Source organism: Streptomyces sp. NPDC047017, assembly GCF_040644175.1.
In the GTDB taxonomy this organism is placed as follows: domain Bacteria; phylum Actinomycetota; class Actinomycetes; order Streptomycetales; family Streptomycetaceae; genus Streptomyces.
This window is the reverse complement of the sequence record NZ_JBEYVW010000007.1, coordinates 158,157-173,621: the sequence shown is the minus strand read 5'-3', so window position 1 is coordinate 173,621 and position 15,465 is coordinate 158,157. Positions and strand designations below refer to the sequence as shown.

At 74.3% G+C, this 15,465-nt stretch carries 11 protein-coding genes and 1 pseudogene; 9 read left to right on the top strand and 3 right to left on the bottom strand.

Annotated elements, in window-relative coordinates; translation table 11 throughout:
- The first annotated feature begins 90 nt into the window (after positions 1 to 90).
- Genes ABZ858_RS14365 through ABZ858_RS14345 form a run of 5 tightly spaced genes read left to right on the top strand, consistent with a single transcriptional unit; the run spans position 91 to position 4,933 of the window.
- Positions 91 to 1,257 carry an FAD-binding oxidoreductase gene (locus tag ABZ858_RS14365; protein ID WP_361376641.1) on the top strand — a complete coding sequence of 389 codons (1,167 nt, stop codon included), beginning with the start codon at positions 91 to 93 and terminating at the stop codon, positions 1,255 to 1,257.
- Positions 1,254 to 1,511: a (2Fe-2S)-binding protein gene (locus ABZ858_RS14360; RefSeq protein WP_361376638.1), complete on the top strand. Its 258-nt coding sequence runs from the start codon at positions 1,254 to 1,256 to the stop codon at positions 1,509 to 1,511. The genes ABZ858_RS14365 and ABZ858_RS14360 overlap by 4 nt, the downstream gene beginning before the upstream one ends.
- Positions 1,504 to 3,036 (top strand): FAD-dependent oxidoreductase, encoded by a 1,533-nt coding sequence (locus ABZ858_RS14355; protein WP_361376635.1) that lies wholly within the window; start codon positions 1,504 to 1,506, stop codon positions 3,034 to 3,036. The genes ABZ858_RS14360 and ABZ858_RS14355 overlap by 8 nt, the downstream gene beginning before the upstream one ends.
- Positions 3,033 to 3,929 carry a dihydrodipicolinate synthase family protein gene (locus ABZ858_RS14350; RefSeq protein WP_361376632.1) on the top strand — a complete coding sequence of 299 codons (897 nt, stop codon included), beginning with the start codon at positions 3,033 to 3,035 and terminating at the stop codon, positions 3,927 to 3,929. Before ABZ858_RS14355 ends, ABZ858_RS14350 begins: the two co-directional genes overlap by 4 nt.
- A gap of 2 nt (positions 3,930 to 3,931) precedes the next feature.
- Positions 3,932 to 4,933 carry a proline racemase family protein gene (locus ABZ858_RS14345; protein ID WP_361376629.1) on the top strand — a complete coding sequence of 334 codons (1,002 nt, stop codon included), beginning with the start codon at positions 3,932 to 3,934 and terminating at the stop codon, positions 4,931 to 4,933.
- Positions 4,934 to 4,991: 58 nt separating this feature from the next.
- Here ABZ858_RS14345 and ABZ858_RS14340 read toward each other — a convergent pair whose 3' ends face one another.
- From ABZ858_RS14340 to ABZ858_RS14330, 3 genes and pseudogenes are all read right to left on the bottom strand, one after another.
- Positions 4,992 to 7,343, bottom strand: a complete 2,352-nt coding sequence (locus tag ABZ858_RS14340) for a M9 family metallopeptidase (protein ID WP_361377177.1) — start codon at positions 7,341 to 7,343, stop codon at positions 4,992 to 4,994.
- Positions 7,344 to 7,608: 265 nt separating this feature from the next.
- The gene (locus ABZ858_RS14335; RefSeq protein ID WP_361376626.1) at positions 7,609 to 8,319 is read right to left on the bottom strand and encodes a GntR family transcriptional regulator; all 711 of its coding nucleotides are present in this window, start codon (positions 8,317 to 8,319) and stop codon (positions 7,609 to 7,611) included.
- 177 nt (positions 8,320 to 8,496) lie between these two features.
- Positions 8,497 to 8,814, bottom strand: a pseudogene (locus tag ABZ858_RS14330) (RNA polymerase subunit sigma-24); the annotation flags it as partial.
- Between the two features lie 556 nt (positions 8,815 to 9,370).
- Here ABZ858_RS14330 and ABZ858_RS14325 point away from each other — a divergent pair.
- From ABZ858_RS14325 to ABZ858_RS14310, 4 genes are all read left to right on the top strand, one after another.
- Positions 9,371 to 11,086, top strand: a complete 1,716-nt coding sequence (locus tag ABZ858_RS14325; protein WP_361376623.1) for a histidine kinase — start codon at positions 9,371 to 9,373, stop codon at positions 11,084 to 11,086.
- On the top strand, positions 11,083 to 11,760 hold the full coding sequence (locus tag ABZ858_RS14320; RefSeq protein WP_361376620.1) for a response regulator transcription factor: 678 nt from the start codon (positions 11,083 to 11,085) through the stop codon (positions 11,758 to 11,760). Before ABZ858_RS14325 ends, ABZ858_RS14320 begins: the two co-directional genes overlap by 4 nt.
- A 213-nt stretch (positions 11,761 to 11,973) precedes the next feature.
- Positions 11,974 to 12,735 (top strand): ABC transporter ATP-binding protein, encoded by a 762-nt coding sequence (locus ABZ858_RS14315; RefSeq protein ID WP_361376617.1) that lies wholly within the window; start codon positions 11,974 to 11,976, stop codon positions 12,733 to 12,735.
- A gap of 68 nt (positions 12,736 to 12,803) precedes the next feature.
- A complete protein-coding gene (locus ABZ858_RS14310; RefSeq protein WP_361376614.1) occupies positions 12,804 to 15,383 on the top strand; it encodes an FtsX-like permease family protein in 2,580 nt (859 codons plus the stop codon).
- The last annotated feature ends 82 nt before the right edge of the window (positions 15,384 to 15,465 follow it).

Below are 15,465 nucleotides of genomic sequence, written 5' to 3'. Positions count from 1 at the left end.
CAAGTCGCCGCCGTGCACGCACCGTTGTGTTCGGCGGGGCAGCTGTATAGCCTGCCCGATGGCATGTGACATTGCACAGAGGAGGGGTCGATGACCCTGAAGGTCGTCGTCGTGGGCGCGGGGATCATCGGTGCCGCCTGTGCCTTCCACACCGCCTCGGCGGGCATGGACGTCACGGTCGTCGACCGCGGCCCCGTCGGCGGCGGCACGACGAGCCGCGGAGAGGGCAACGTCCTGCTGTCCGACAAGGAACCGGGCCCCGAACTCGACCTGGCCCGCCTGAGCCGCGAGCTGTGGGACCAGGCCGGCGAGGAACTCGGGCGGGACTCCTTCGAGTGGGAGGCCAAGGGCGGCCTGGTCGTCGCGAGTACCGCCGAAGGACTCACGGCGCTCGGTGAGTTCGCCGCGCGGCAGGCGGCGGCCGGTGTCGACAGCGAGCCGGTCGACCGCGTCCAGGAACTGGAACCCCATATCGCCCCCGGCCTCCCCGGCGGCGTCCACTACCCGCAGGACGCCCAGGTGCAGCCCGTCCTCGCGGCGGCGGCACTGCTGCGCGCGGCCGAGCGGCGCGGCGCGCGGCCGCACCCGGGCGAGGTGGCCGCCGCGGTGACCGGCCGGGGCGGCAGGGTCACCGGCGTCCGGACGGCGGCCGGGGACGTGCTGCCCGCCGACGCCGTCGTCAACGCCGCCGGTACCTGGGGCGCCGAGGTCGGCCGCCGGCTCGGCGCCCCCGTCGAGGTGCTGCCGCGGCGGGGTTTCGTGCTCGTCACCGAACCGCTGCCGCCGATGGTCCGGCACAAGGTCTACTCGGCGGACTACGTCGCCAACGTCGCGTCCTCCGGGGCGGCCCTGGAGACCTCGTGCGTCGTCGAGGGCACCCGCGGCGGCACGATCCTCGTCGGAGCCAGCCGGGAACGCGTCGGCTTCGACCCCACGACGAACCCGGCCCTGATCGCCCGCCTCGCCGCACAGGCCTGCCGGCTCTTCCCCTTCCTGCGCGCCGCCCACCTGATCCGGGCCTACCGCGGGTTCCGCCCGTACTGCCCCGATCACCTCCCGGTCGTCGGACCGGACCCGCGGGCTCCCGGGATCGTCCACGCCTGCGGTCACGAGGGCGCGGGCATCGGACTCGCCCCCGCCACCGGCGCCCTCGTGACGGCCCACCTGCTCGGCCGGCCCTGGCGGGGAGCCGATCCGGCGGCGCACACCGCACTCCTGCCCGACCGCCTCCTCGCCCCGGAAGGCGCGTCCCGGTGAGCCGGATCGTCGTCGACGGTGAGCCGGTGGAGTTCGTCGAGGGGCAGACCGTCGCGGCGGCCCTGGTGGCGGCCGGCCGGGTCGCCTGGCGCACCACCCGCGTCGGGCACCGTCCACGAGGCGTCTTCTGCGGCATCGGCGTCTGCTTCGACTGCCTGGTGACGATCGACGCGACCGCGGGCCGGCGCGCCTGCCTGATCCTGGCCCGGACCGGCATGACCGTCCTGACACGGGAGGACGACGACGATGACTGAACCCGCGGACCTCCTCGTGGTGGGAGCCGGCCCGGCCGGTCTGGCCGCGGCGGCCACGGCCCTGGCCGGCGGGCTGCGCGTCGCGCTCGTCGACTCGGGCGCCGCCGTCGGCGGCCAGTACTGGCGGCACCCGCCGGAGCACGCCCGGTCCGCGATCCCGACCGGGGACCTCCACCACGGACTGCGCGCGTACCGCTCCCTCCGGGCGGCCTTGTCGGCGGGCCGGGCCCGGGGCCGGCTTGACCTGCGGCTGACGCATCACGTGTGGTCCGTGACCCGGGACGACGACGGCTTCACCGTGCACGCCGCCGACCGTCGCGAGGCGCCCGCGGAGACCGCGGTGCCCCTGGGCGAGGCGCGCGCGGAGACCGCGGTGACCCTGCGCGCGGCACGGCTCCTCGTGGCGACCGGGGCGTACGACCGCCCCCTGCCCTTCCCCGGCTGGGACCTGCCCGGCGTCCTCACCGTCGGAGGTCTGCAGGCGCTCCTCAAGGGCGGGGGAGTGGTGGCGGGCAGCCGGGTCGCGCTGGGCGGGACCGGCCCCTTCCTGCTGCCGGTCGCCGCCGCTCTGGCGCGCCGCAGGGCCGAGGTCGTCGCGGTGTGCGAGGCCGCCCACCCGCTGGCCTGGCTGCGGCATCCCGGCGCGCTGCTGCGCAACCCCGCCAAGTGGGCCGAGGGGGCACGGTACGGCTTCGCGCTCGCCCGCCACGGCGTACGGGTCCGCCCGCGCACGGCGATCGTCGGCGCCGAAGGAGGCGAGCGGGTGACGTCCGTCCGGATCGCCTCGCTGGCGCCCGACGGCAGCCCCCGCCCGGGCGGGGAACGACGGCTGGAGGTGGACGCGGTGGGGATCGGCTGGGGCTTCGCACCCCAGCTCGACCTGCTGATCCCGCTCGGCTGCCGGCTCACCACCGCCGAGGACGGCAACGCGGTCGTCGCCGTCGACGCCGGACAGCGCACCACCGTACCCGGGCTCTACGCGGCCGGTGAGGTGTGTGGCGTGGGCGGAGCCCGACTCGCCCTCGCCGAAGGGGTGTTGGCCGCCGAAGCGGTCCTCGCCGACGGCCAGGCGCCTCCCGCGCGGGCGGGACAGCACCTGGCCGCGGTACGGGCCACGGTCGCCCGGCAGCGCGCCTTCGCGCGGGCCATGCACCTCGCCCATCCCCTCCCGCCCGCGTGGGCCTCCTGGCTGACCGACGACACCGTGCTGTGCCGGTGCGAGGAGGTCACCGCCGGTACGGTCCTGGCCGCCCGTACCGAAGGCGGGGCCCGCGACCACCGGCAGGTCAAGCAGCTGACCCGGGCCGGTATGGGCTGGTGCCAGGGCCGGATCTGCGGCCCCGCCGTCCACGCCCTCACCGCGCCCCACCGGGCCTACACACCCGCGGAGCGGCTCATCGCGACGCCCGTCACCCTCGGCGCGCTCGCCGACCTCGACGCACAACAGCCGCCCCACAAGGACGAACAGCGGCTGCCGCCCCACAAGGACGCACAGCGGCCGACGACCCACAAGGAGGAAGCGTGAGCGAGCACCGCACACCCTGGCACGGTGTCATCGTCGCCACGACCCTGCCCTTCAACGCCGATCTCACGGTCGACTTCGCGGCCTACGGGCACCACGTCGCCTGGCTCGCCGCCCAGGGGATGCACGGCGTCGCCCCGAACGGATCGCTGGGCGAGTACCAGACGCTGACGTACGAGGAGCGTGACCGGGTCGTCGAGACGGCCGTCGCCCACGCCCCGGACGGCTTCACCGTCATGCCGGGCGTGGGCGCCTACGGCGGCCTGGAGGCCAAGCGGCACGCCGAGTCCGCCCGGGACGCCGGCTGCCACGCCGTCATGTGCCTGCCGCCCAACACCTACCGCGCCGACGACCGCGCGGTCCTCGCCCACTTCGAACTGGTCGCCTCGGCCGGCCTTCCCGTCACCGCGTACAACAACCCCGTCGACACCAAGGTCGACCTGCGCCCGGATCTGCTCGCCAAGCTGCACGCCGAAGGGTTCATCGTCGGCGTCAAGGAGTTCTCCGGTGACGTCAGGCGCTGCTACGAGATCTCCGAGCTGGCCCCCGGCCTCGACCTGATGGTGGGCACCGACGACACCGTGCTGGAGGTCGGCGTCGCCGGCGCCAAGGGCTGGGTCGCCGGCTATCCGCAGGTCTTCCCCCGCGCCTGCCTCGCGCTGTACCGGGCCGCGGTCGCCGGAGACCTGGAGACGGCCCTGCCGCTGTACCGCCGGCTGCATCCCGTCCTGCGCTGGGACAGCAGGACGGAGTTCGTCCAGGCCATCAAGCTCGGCCAGGACCTGACCGGCCGGCGCGGCGGCCCCTGCCGCCCGCCCCGGCAGCCGCTCGGCCCGGAGACGGAGGCCGCCGTGCGCGCCGCCACCCGGTCCCTCATCGACGCCGGAATCGACTGACGATGCGTTCGACCGTCTGCTACCACGCCGTCGACTCGCACACCGAGGGCATGCCGACCCGCGTGATCACGGGCGGCGTCGGCGTCCTGCCCGGCGCGACCATGTTCGAACGACGGCAGCGCTTCGTCGCGGAACGCGACCACCTGCGCACCCTGCTCATATGCGAACCGCGCGGCCACGCCGCCATGTCCGGCGCGATCCTCCAGCCCCCGACCCGGCCGGACGCCGACTACGGGGTGCTCTACATCGAGGTCTCGGGCTGCCTGCCGATGTGCGGGCACGGGACGATCGGCGTCGCCACCGTCCTCGTCGAGACCGGGATGGTCGAGGCCGTCGAACCGGAGACCGTGATACGCCTGGACACTCCGGCGGGCCTCGTCACGGCCCGGGTGCGGGTGCGTGACGGCCGCGCCGAGGCGGTGACCCTGGAGAACGTCCCCTCGTACTGCCACGCGCTCGACCAGATCGTGGACGTCGAGGGGTACGGGCCGGTGCGGTACGACCTCGCCTACGGCGGCAACTTCTACGCCTTCGTCCGGCTGGACGACCTCAAGATCCCCTTCGAACGGGCACACAAGCAGCGGATGCTCGACGCCGGACTGGCCGTCATGGACGCGATCAACACCCAGCGGCCGGCGGCCCACCCGGAGAACCCCGCGATCGACGTGTGCCACCACGTCTACCTGGAGGCGCCCGGCTCCACCGCCGGACACTCCCGGCACGCGATGGCGATCCATCCCGGCTGGTTCGACCGCTCGCCCTGCGGCACCGGCACCAGCGCCCGGATGGCGCAGCTGCACGCCCGCGGGCTGCTGCCGGTCGGCCGGGACTTCCTCAACGAGTCGTTCATCGGCTCCCGGTTCACCGGACGCCTCCTCGGCGAGACCATGGTCGGCGACCGCCCCGCCGTTCTGCCGTCCGTCACCGGGCGGGCCTGGATCACCGGGACCGCGCAGTACCTGCTGGACCCCTCGGACCCGTACCCGGCGGGCTTCACCCTCTGAGCACCGCGGTGCCGCAGACCCGGCCCGGGTGTGCGGCACCGCGCCCGCGCGCGGCCCGTCAGTAGTGGGCGGTGACGGACACTCCGGAGAAGCTGCCCGCCCCGTGCAGGGTGACGTAGTTGTACCCGGCCGGGGGCCGGACGACGGTCAGGGTGTGGTCGTTGCCCGCGCCGGTCGAGCGGCTGGTGTAGCTGGTGGCGGTGGCCCAGCCGCTGCCGCTGTAGTACAGGTCGGCGTCACCGGTACCGCCCGATGTGGTGAGGGTCAACCGGTCCACGCCGGAAGGCAGATCGAGGTAGAGGTAGTCGTCGTCGCCGGCAGCCGCGGACCGGCCGCCGCGCAGGCAGTCGCGGCCCAGCGCCCGGACGTCCGGGTCGGCGCACTCGGGGACGGTGCCGCCGGGCGGTTCGGTGCCCCCGGTTCCGCAGTCCCCGGCCGCGCACGCGGCCAGCCAGATGCGCCAGTCGCTGTCGTAGCGGGTGCCGATGGTGCCGGTCAGATAGGCGCGGGCCGCGTTCCAGTCGCCGGTACGGTAGAAGCCGAGCACCGTGTCCATGTCGGCGGGGTGCTTCTCCAGCATGTACCGGACGGCGAGGTAGCCCCAACGGTACACGCGGGTCGTGTCGTTGGCGTAGGTCGTGTCGAAGAGCGCGCTCAGCGCGTACGTCCCGCGGCCCGCCTCGGCCATCGCCTCCGGGTAGGCGACACCGCGGTAGGAGTACGACACGTACTCGGCGAATCCCTCGATCCACCAGACGGTGGGCGTGGCGACACCGGCGTCGAAGTCGCCGTACAGGTCGAAGCGGCCGTCGAGGTAGTGGGTGTACTCGTGGTTGAGGTTCCAGATCTGGAAGTCCGGGCGCAGCCATTCGGCCTCGTAGGCGATGAAGCGGGGCTGGTTGCCGGCGGCCGCCGGGTCGCCCTCCAGGTACATGCCGCCGTTGTCGGTGTCGATGCCGTACAGGGCGCCCGCGTACGTCTGGTAGTCGGTGCTGGAGTCGAAGACCACGACCTCGATCGTGCTGTTGCCGTCGTTCGCGACGGGGCCCTTGTCCCGGACGAGGCGGTGGAAGTAGGCGTCCTGGTCACGCAGACCGGTGCAGGTGGACGCCAGCTCGGCGGAGGTCATCTGCTGGGCCTTGATGGTGATGCTCGCGCTGCACGGGTAGTCGGCCGTCAGCACCGCGCGGGCCAACTGGCCCTGGAGATCGCAGGTTCCGTAGAACGAGCAGTCGTCCTTGTCGTAGGAGTCGGCCATCGCGGCCACCCCCACCCACAGCGGAGCGGTGGCCCCCGTGATCGCGCTCGACTTCAGCAGGGCGGCGGCGAGCGGGCGTACCTTGTCCCGCAGCGCCGGGTGCTGGAGGAACCTGCCGAGTTCACGGCCCGCGTTGGACGTGAGGTAGGACTGCTCGGTCCCCAGGAGCGCGAGATGACCGGAGGCGAAGGCGTACAGCGCGTCGATCAGGGAGGGGTCCGCCTGGACGGCCGTCACGAACTCGGGCACCTGATGGCCGCGGAACGTCACGGTGTAGACGTTGTTGACCGCGTTGAGCATCCACCACGAGCTGTTCCACGACGTGTCGTAGGCCGCGAGCAGCCGCTTGAGGACGTAGAGGTAGCGGGCGTTCTCCCCGGCGCTGTCGATGAGGGTGACCGCCTCGGAGAGCGTCTCGCCGTTGGCGTCGCTGACGTCCCCCGCGTGGGCACTGGCGAAGAAGGCGTCCAGGCCGGAGCGGATCGCGGTCCGCAGGGCGCTGCCGTAGGGGCCCACGGTGCCCGGGGCGTAGTACTGGACGTAGTAACCGGCCCGCAGGTAGAGCACGAGCTGCGGCATGCCGGTGCTGGAGTCACCGGGGTAGGCCGCCGAACCGTCGCGCAGCGCGTACGCGACGGAGACCATCTGGGATTCCCGGAAGGCGCCGGACGCGTCGCTCCCGGTAAGGTTGAACAGCGTGTTGACGCAGTCGGTGGTGGACGCCTCGATCTGCCGCACCAGCGCGCTGCCGGTCCGGCCGGTGAAATCGGAGGCGGCGCAGTCCATGGTGGCGGACCGCTTCCCCTTCCCCGTCCGGTACGACGCGGAGGGCCGGGGCGGTGGTGACGCGGTGTGGCCGTAGGGCTGCTTGAGCGGGGCGGTGCTCGCCGCCGTCGGGGGTATGCGGGAGGCGGTCGGACGTCCTGTCGCCACGTGCGCGGTGTCGGTGGCGGCGGTCTGTGCTGTGGGCGGCGGGGCCGGGTCGGCGGCCGTTCCGCTCCGGGCTGTGGTGTGCGCGGTGGTCGCCGTGGACCGGGGCAGGGCTCCGGCCGGTCGCGCGAGCATGCCCGCGCCTAACGTCCATGCCAGGGCCAGCGGCAGCACCGCGCCCAGACTTCGCCGGACGAGTGGGGTTCTCACTACGCCTCCCATGGGGGATCGGGCCACGCGGCGGAGCGTGGAGCGACGGGACGGGCAGGTCGAAGCCGGGGGAGGATGAGGCCGCGCCGCCGACGTGGCGATGGTTTGGCCTGGTTTGGCATGCTTTGAAATGGCCTGCTTGATTTGACATGACCACGAGCTACCCTGTGACATGTACCATTGCACAGGTGACATGACTCAGGGAAGGCATGCGGTGCAACGGAAGGTTTCCGTCGGCTGCCGGAGGCTCCAGTCGGCTCTGGTCGGCTGATCGGGTCTACCGTTCGCCGATCCGAAGCGCCCTGTCCCCGCCGTCCCTGGCGACCGCCGAACCGTCCGCCCACAGCGTGCGGATATGGGCGAGGTGGCGGCGCATGCACTCCTCCGCCTCCCGCGCCCGGCCCGCCACGATCAGTTCCAGGAGTTCGATGTGCTCCTGCGCGGAGGCCACCAGGCGCCCGGACTCGTTCAGATGGCCCAGCCCGTACAGCCGCGACCGCTTGCGCAGGTCGGCCACCACCTCGACGAGGTGCCGGTTCCCGGCCAGCGACAGCAGTTCGAGGTGGAAACGGTGATCGGCTTCCAGGTACTTGAGCACATCGTGCTCCTGAGCCGCCGTCACGATCTGCCGCGCCAGCGGACGCAGGGCCGCCAACTGCTCGGCGGACGCCGTCCTGGCGACCCGTCCCACGGTGGGCACCTCGATGAGGGTACGGATCTCGGTGAACTCGTCGAGGTCCCCGTCGGTCATCTCGGTGATGCGGAACCCCTTGTTGCGGACGGCTTCGACCAGGCCCTCCCGGGCCAGATCGAGCATCGCCTCCCGCACCGGGGTCGCGGAGACGCCCAACTCCGACGCCAGGGCGGGGGCCGAGTAGACGACACCGGGGCGGAGTTCGCCGGCGATGAGCGCGGCCCGCAGCGCGTCGGCCACCTGATCGCGCAGATGTGTCTGGACCGAGATCACCTGCGACGTGAGATGAGGCATCCCCGCTCCTTCGAGCCCTCGGTCCGATCAACCGCCACTATACAATGTCACGTTGCCGCACCCGGGGCCGCTGCACCGCCCCGGGAAGCCGGACCCGGCGCTCGCGCGACCGGCCGACACGATGCTGAGAGCGCCGCTCGACGATCCGGGACGAGCCGCTGGCGCTCCCGAGCGCTCCCGCGCCCACGGCCGCAGCTTCTCCGGATTGCGCACCGCCCAGATCCGGGTGACACGCCCCTCGGAGAGGTCGAACGCGGCCACGGTCACGACGACACCGTCCCGCTGGGCCACCAGCCCCGGTACACCGTTGACCGAGCACTCCACGAGTGCGAGCCCCGGAGCCTTGTCGGCGATGGCGACCATGTGCTGGGCGATGCGCGCGCCGCCCTCCACCGGACGCAGGACGGCGCCGGCCATGCTGCCGCCGTCGGCGGTCATCACGGCGGCCGGGTCGAGGAGCCCGACGAGGGCCGCGATGTTCTTCGTCTCCCACGCTGTCGTCTGACAGCCGGATTTCCCGCCCCGCGAACGACGCGGCACGGGCTCCCGTTCACGCACCCGCGCGAACGGATCTCCCACCCGTACGCGGCCGGCGGCACACCCGCGTCCCCGCGTGTCGGCGGTACGCCCACGCCATGCCCTCGCGCGTCGGCGGCAGACCCGGACACCCCCGCCCCGGCGGCACACCTGTGCCCGACCCGCTGACCGAGCGCGTCCACGCGTCCACGCGTCCGCCACCGACGCCGCCGTACGGGTCCAGTGTGCGTGTGAACCGGGCACCGACCTCGCATCAGGTGCGCGAAGCCGGCAGCCGCAGCTCCTCTCCCCGCCGCACCGGCACCGGATGCCGCGCCCGCCCACCGCGTCGGCGCACGGCCGGGAACTCGACGCGGTCCCGCTGCGACTACCTGCTGAATGGGGGTGCGCCCGAGGGACGATCGGGCCGCAGCACGAGCGTGACGCGTCCCCCGGCTCCTCCGACCAAAGGCAGAGCCGAGGATCGGTCCTGGGGTCCACGTCCGCCCGCCCCCGGCGATCAATACTGGTCGACGTGCCCCTCCTCAGCCGTTTCCGTCATCGTGTCCGCCCCGCGGCGGACGGTCCGGCGCGTCCGGGAGGAGGTGGCCGGGCCGTCGCGGAGACGGCCGGTGCGGCGGTCGCCGCGCTGGCGCTGTGCGCGGTCGCCGTGCGGCTGTGGGACCTGCCGCACGCCGGGTTCCAATGGTGCGCGGTCCCGGTCGCCGTCGCGCTCTTCCCGCTGCGCCGCCGCACGCCCGGCGCCGTGCTGCTGGTCCTCGCCGTCCTCGCCGGGGCGGCGCCCGTCGTCGGCCCGGTGACGGCGGCCGCCGCGTACACGACAGCGCTCGGCACGGTCCGCCCGCGCCGGCGCACCCGGCTGCTCGCCGCGGCGAGCCTGCTGATCACGGCGTCCGCGACCGCGGCCGGCCCCTGGCTCGGGCCCGGCCCGGCCGCGTACGGGCTGGAACTGGGGCTGGCCCTGGCGGTGACCGCGGTGGTCGTGCCCGGCCTGGTCGGGACCGTGTACGGGCAGCAGGCCCGGTTGCTGCGGGCCCTGCGCGAACGCGGTGACGCGGCCGAGCGGGCCCGCCGGTCCGCGGACAGCGAGGCCCGCACCCATGAGCGCTCCCGGATCGCCGCCGAGATGCACGACCTGCTCGGCCACCGGCTCAGCCTCATCTCCCTGCACGCAGGCGGCCTGGAACTCGCCCTCGGCCGGGCCGACCCCGAACTGGCCGGCCCCGAACTGCGGGAGGAAGCCGTCCTGGTCCGGCGCACCACCCGGGACGCGATGCGGGAACTGCGCCAGACACTCGGGGTGCTCGGCCCGCTCGGCCGGGACACCGGGCCCGACGCGTTCACCGACGCCACCGGCACCCGGGCCGACATCGAGGCGCTGGCCGCCCGGTCCCGCGACGGCGGGATCGACGTACGGCTGGAATGGGACGGCCCCGACCTCGACGTGCGCCCGGCGCAGGTGCGGCGCGCGGTGCACCGGGTGGTGCGGGAGGCCCTGACCAACGCGCACCGGTACGCGGCGGCCGCCCCGGTCACCGTACGGGTCGAGCACGACGACCTGACGGTGCGCGTCACCGTCCGCAACGGCGCGCCGGCCGCCCCGGGCGGCACGCCGGACGCAGCGCACGCCGGTACCGGACGCGGCCTGCCCGGCCTGCGCGAACGGGTCGAACTGCTCGGCGGCGCCTTCGCGGCCGGTCCGCTGCCCTCCGGCGGATTCCAGGTGGCCGCGACGGTCCCGGCGGAACCGGACGACACCGTGACGAGGACACCGTCCGCGGGCGGCGCGACGCCCTCCCCACCGGGCGGGTCCGGCGAAGACCCCGGACCGCTGTCGGATGCCCCGCTGTCGGATGCTCCGCGCACCGCCCGCGCCTGGACGTTCGCCCTCGGCGCGGTCGCCCTGTGGGTCCTGATGACCCTCGCGATCAGCCTGGTCTACGGCCGGCCGAGAGGAACGGTCCAGCCGCCGCGGCCGCGCCTCGGCATGACGTACGAGGAACTGAAGGGGGTCTACGACAGCCCGGCCGTACGCGCCGCCGCCACCGGACACGAACCGCCGCGCCCCGCCCGGACAGCGGGCTGCGTCTACCCGCCCGCGGGCCCCGGCCCCCGGCCCGGCGCCTTCACCGTCACCCGCTACTGCTTCGACGCCGCACAACGCCTCATCGCCATCGACCGCTTCACCGTCCCCTCCGTACGGGACGCCCCCACCTGGGAGACCCCATGACCCGGCCCACCGAACCGATCCGTGTCCTGCTCGCCGACGACGAGGCGATGATCCGGCACGGCGTCCGCCTGATCCTGCGGCACGCCGAGGGCATCGACGTGGTCGCCGAGGCCGCCGACGGGCACGCGGCGGTCGCGGAGGCCGCCGCGCACCACCCGGACGTGGCCCTGGTGGACATCCGGATGCCGGTCTGCGACGGCCTGGCCGCGATCGCGCCGCTGCTCGCCCTCGACCCCGCGCCGCGCGTGGTGATGCTGACGACCTTCGGCGACGACGACAACGTGGTACGGGCCCTGCGCGCGGGAGCCGCCGGGTTCCTGCTCAAGGACGAGGGGCCGCAGGAGCTGATCAGCGCGGTACGGGCGGCCGCCGCCGGGGACGCGGTGCTCTCGCCGGGCGTGACCGGGACGGTGATCTCCCGGATGCTGCGCTCCGGCACCGAGCAGGACAGCCGCGGCGCTCTCGCGGACGAGCGGATCGCCCGGCTCACCGGCCGGGAGAGGGAGGTCCTGGTGATGCTCGGCCGAGGGCTGTCGAACCAGGACATCGCGGGGCGGCTCGGTATCGGGATCGGCACGGTGAAGACCCACGTGGGCGCGATCCTGGACAAGACGGGCTCGGCGAGCCGGGTGCAGGCCGCGCTGCTGGCCCACCGCACCGGCCTGGCCACCTGACACGACCGCCGCCGGGTCCCTGACCTTCGGCAGAGAGCAGGCCGGGCGAGCAGGTCCTTCGACAGAGAGCGGCCCGAGCGGGCAGGCCCTTCGGCAGAGGCCAACTCCCGCCTCCAGCATGACGTTTCCGCAGGTCAGAGTGGTGAGGATGGATGCGTTCCCCCGGCCTGCGGCACTTCTCGCGGGCCGTCGCACCCCTTCGGCGGAGTCTGCATGCCCCACACGTTCCCTTCCTCCGGCGCGCCGCGCACCGAACCGGCCGCCCGCGCCCTCGCCCTGACCAAGACATACGGGACGGGACAGGCCCGGGTCACCGCGCTGGACGCCGTGTCCGTGGAGTTCGCGCGCGGCCGGTTCACCGCCGTCATGGGCCCCTCCGGCTCCGGCAAGTCCACGCTGATGCACTGCATGGCCGGCCTGGACCCGGTCACCTCGGGCTCGGCCCGGATCGGCGGTGTCGAACTGTCCGCCCTGACCGACCGGCAGCTCACCGAGCTGCGCCGGGAGAAGGTCGGCTTCGTCTTCCAGGGCTTCAACCTGCTGCCCACCGCGACCGCGCTGGAGAACATCCTCCTGCCACTGCGCCTGGCCGGACGCCGGCCCGAGCCGGGCCGGCTGGACACCGTCGTCGCCACCGTCGGCCTCGCGGATCGGCTCGCGCACCGCCCGGCCCAGCTCTCCGGCGGCCAGCAGCAGCGCGTCGCCGTGGCCCGCGCCCTGGTCTCCCGCCCGGAGATCGTCTTCGCCGACGAGCCGACCGGCAACCTCGACTCCCGTTCCGGCGCCGAGGTACTGGGCTTCCTGCGCGACTCGGTGCGCGAACTGGGCCAGACCGTGGTGATGGTCACCCATGACCCCGTGGCCGCCGCGTACGCGGACCGCGTGGTGTTCCTCGCCGACGGCCGCCTCGTGGACGAACTGCGCGCCCCGACCGCCGACGCCGTGCTCGCCCGCATGCTCGCGTTCGAGGCGTGACCGGCCCCGGCCGCACCCGCCACCACTCTCCCTCATCCATCCGCCTGCCCGCCCGTCGAAAGCCCACCATGCTGCGAACAGCCCTGCGCAACGTCCTCGCGCACAAGGCCCGCCTGGCCATGACCGTGCTCGCCGTCTGCCTCGGCGTCGCGTTCGTCACCGGCTCCCTGGTCTTCGCCGACTCCACCACCGCCGCCTACCGCGCCGCCATGTCCCGGAACTACGCGGACATCGCCGTGAGCGTGACACCGCTCTCCCCGCCCGGCACCCCCGCCGCGCGGCAGTACGGCGCCCTGGACGACGCCCTGGTCCACGAACTGTCCGCCGTCCCCGGTGTCGCCTCGGTCCGCCCGGTGGCCGACGGCTCGGTCACCCTGGCCGCCAAGGACGGCACACCGATGCGGGCCGGCGGCATGACGGGCAGGTTCGGTGCCGCGTACGTGCCGGGCCCGGACGGCAGGGACAGCCGCTACCCGCTGACGGCGGGCCGGGCGCCCCGCGACAGCGGCGAGGTAGCCCTCGACCGCTCGACCGCGGCCACCGCCGGCTACTCCCTGGGCGACACCGTCGTCCTCGCCCAGGACGGGCCCGTCCTCACGCCGCGCCTGGTGGGCCTGGTGTCCACCGGGGACAGCCGGGTGAACGCCGGCGGCACCCTGGCGGTGTTCGACAAGGCCACCGCCCAGAAGCTGTTCGCCGCCCCCGGGCACTACAACGGGATCGACCTCGCCGCCGCGCCGGGCACCAGCCAGTCCCGTCTCGCCGACCGGGTCACCGCCGTGCTCCCGGCCGGCCGCGCCGAGGCCACCACCGGCGCCGCCCAGGCCGCCCAGCAGTCCGTCCTCGTCGACACCAAGACCCACGCCTACCAGCGGCTGCCGCTGCTCTTCGCCGCGGTCTCGCTGTTCATCGGCACGTTCCTCGTCGCCAACACCTTCACCATGCTCGTGGCCCGCCGCAGCCGCGAGATCGCGCTGCTGCGGGCGATCGGCGCCACCCGCCGCCAAGTGGTCCGCTCGGTTCTCACCGAGGCGGCCCTGACCGGGTGCGCCGCGTCCGTTCTCGGCTTCCCGCTGGGGCTCGGCGTCGCCACGGCGCTGCCGGGCGTGCTCGACACCTCCGACGACCTGCTGCCCGGCGGGCCGCTGGTGGTCGGCCCGGCCACGGTCCTGGCCGCACTCGCCGTGGGCGTCGGCGTCACCGTGCTCGCCGCCTGGCTGCCGGCGCGCCGCGCGGCCCGCATCGCCCCGGTCGAGGCGATGCGCACGGCCGGGCAGCCACCGTCCGCCACCGCCTCACGTATCCGCGGCATCGCCGGCCTGGCTCTGACCGCCCTCGGCGCGGGCCTGCTGTTCTCGCTGAGCGGCGCGGCCGGCGCGACCGACGGCAGCCTGCGGACCGCGCTGCTCGGCGCCGGCGTCCTCATGGCCGGCCTGATCGTGTCGGCCCCGCTGCTCGCCGGCCCGGTGATCCGCCTCCTCGGCCGGCTCACCGCCCGTTTCGGCGTCGAGGGCGGCCTCGCCCGCGACAACGCCCTGCGCGACCCGCGCCGTACCGCGGCCACCGCCACCGCGCTGATGATCAGCACCGCGCTGGTCTGCGCTCTCGCCGTCGTCGACGAGTCCACCGGCCGGGCCCTGGACGCCCAGGCCGCCGCCGGACTGAGCGCCGACTACGTCATCGGCGCCCGCGACACCACCACCGCCGTCGATGCCGCCGCCGTACGACGGCTCGCCCACGTGCCCGGGGTGCGCACCGCCTCCGCCGTGGCCGACTCCACCATCACCGCCGGGTCCCACGTCAAGACGGTCTCCGGAGTCGACCCGGGGACCGTCGGCGACGTGATGAAGCTGCGCTTCCTCAGCGGCTCCGCCCGCACCCTCGGCCCCGGCCGGATCGCCGTCTCCCGCGGCTTCGCCCGCGACCACCACGTCACCACCGGCGACCGGATCGAGGCGAGCATCGGCCCCGGAGGCGGCGACCGCGACCGGCCCTACACCGTCGTCGGCGTCTACCAGGACAACCCCACCGCACAGGACGTCCTCGGCTACCGCGCCGAAGTCCAGGCACACGGCTACCTGCGTGACTCCGTGCAGCGCGTCCTGGTCCGCACCACCGACGGCACGGTCTCCGCACGCCTGGAGCAGCGCCTGCGCGCCGCCGTGAGCGACAGCCCGCTGCTTGAGGTCCAGGACCGCGCCCAACTCGTCCGGGAACAGGCCGGTGTCGCCGGCGACTTCATGACCATGGTGTTCGGGCTGCTCGCCGTCGGCGTACTGATCTCCGCGCTCGGCATGGTCAACACCCTCGCCCTGTCGGTCGCCGAACGCACCCGGGAGATCGGCGTCCTGCGCGCCCTCGGCATGCACCGCTCCGGAGTCCGCCGCATGATCCTCCTGGAGGCCGTCTGCGTCGCCGCCTTCGGCACCCTGCTCGGACTGGCCTGCGGCCTGTGCGGGGCGTGGAAGGTCGGCGGACTGGCCGGCGGAGCGATCCCGCAGTACTCCTTCTCCCCGCCCTGGCCCACCCTCGCCCTCGTGGTCCTGCTCTCCCTCGCCGTCGGCGCGGCCGCGGCCACCCTGCCCGCCCGCCGGGCCGCCGCCCTCAGCCCCCTGCGCGCCGTCGCCGCCGCCCAGGGACCGCGATGACCTCCCCAGTGCCGCACGCGGGCGACCGCCCCCGCCGCAGCGCGCTCGGGCCGTCACCCGATCCCCGCCAACTCGGCCATCG

Excerpts from the sequence above, each read along its gene's own strand:
- ABZ858_RS14340 (WP_361377177.1), bottom strand. The coding sequence starts at position 7,343 with ATGGGAGGCGTAGTGAGAACCCCACTCGTCCGGCGAAGTCTGGGCGCG.
- ABZ858_RS14335 (WP_361376626.1), bottom strand. The coding sequence starts at position 8,319 with ATGCCTCATCTCACGTCGCAGGTGATCTCGGTCCAGACACATCTGCGC.
- ABZ858_RS14315 (WP_361376617.1), top strand. The coding sequence starts at position 11,974 with ATGCCCCACACGTTCCCTTCCTCCGGCGCGCCGCGCACCGAACCGGCC.
- ABZ858_RS14310 (WP_361376614.1), top strand. The coding sequence starts at position 12,804 with ATGCTGCGAACAGCCCTGCGCAACGTCCTCGCGCACAAGGCCCGCCTG.
- ABZ858_RS14355 (WP_361376635.1), top strand. The coding sequence starts at position 1,504 with ATGACTGAACCCGCGGACCTCCTCGTGGTGGGAGCCGGCCCGGCCGGT.
- ABZ858_RS14365 (WP_361376641.1), top strand. The coding sequence starts at position 91 with ATGACCCTGAAGGTCGTCGTCGTGGGCGCGGGGATCATCGGTGCCGCC.
- ABZ858_RS14320 (WP_361376620.1), top strand. The coding sequence starts at position 11,083 with ATGACCCGGCCCACCGAACCGATCCGTGTCCTGCTCGCCGACGACGAG.
- ABZ858_RS14345 (WP_361376629.1), top strand. The coding sequence starts at position 3,932 with ATGCGTTCGACCGTCTGCTACCACGCCGTCGACTCGCACACCGAGGGC.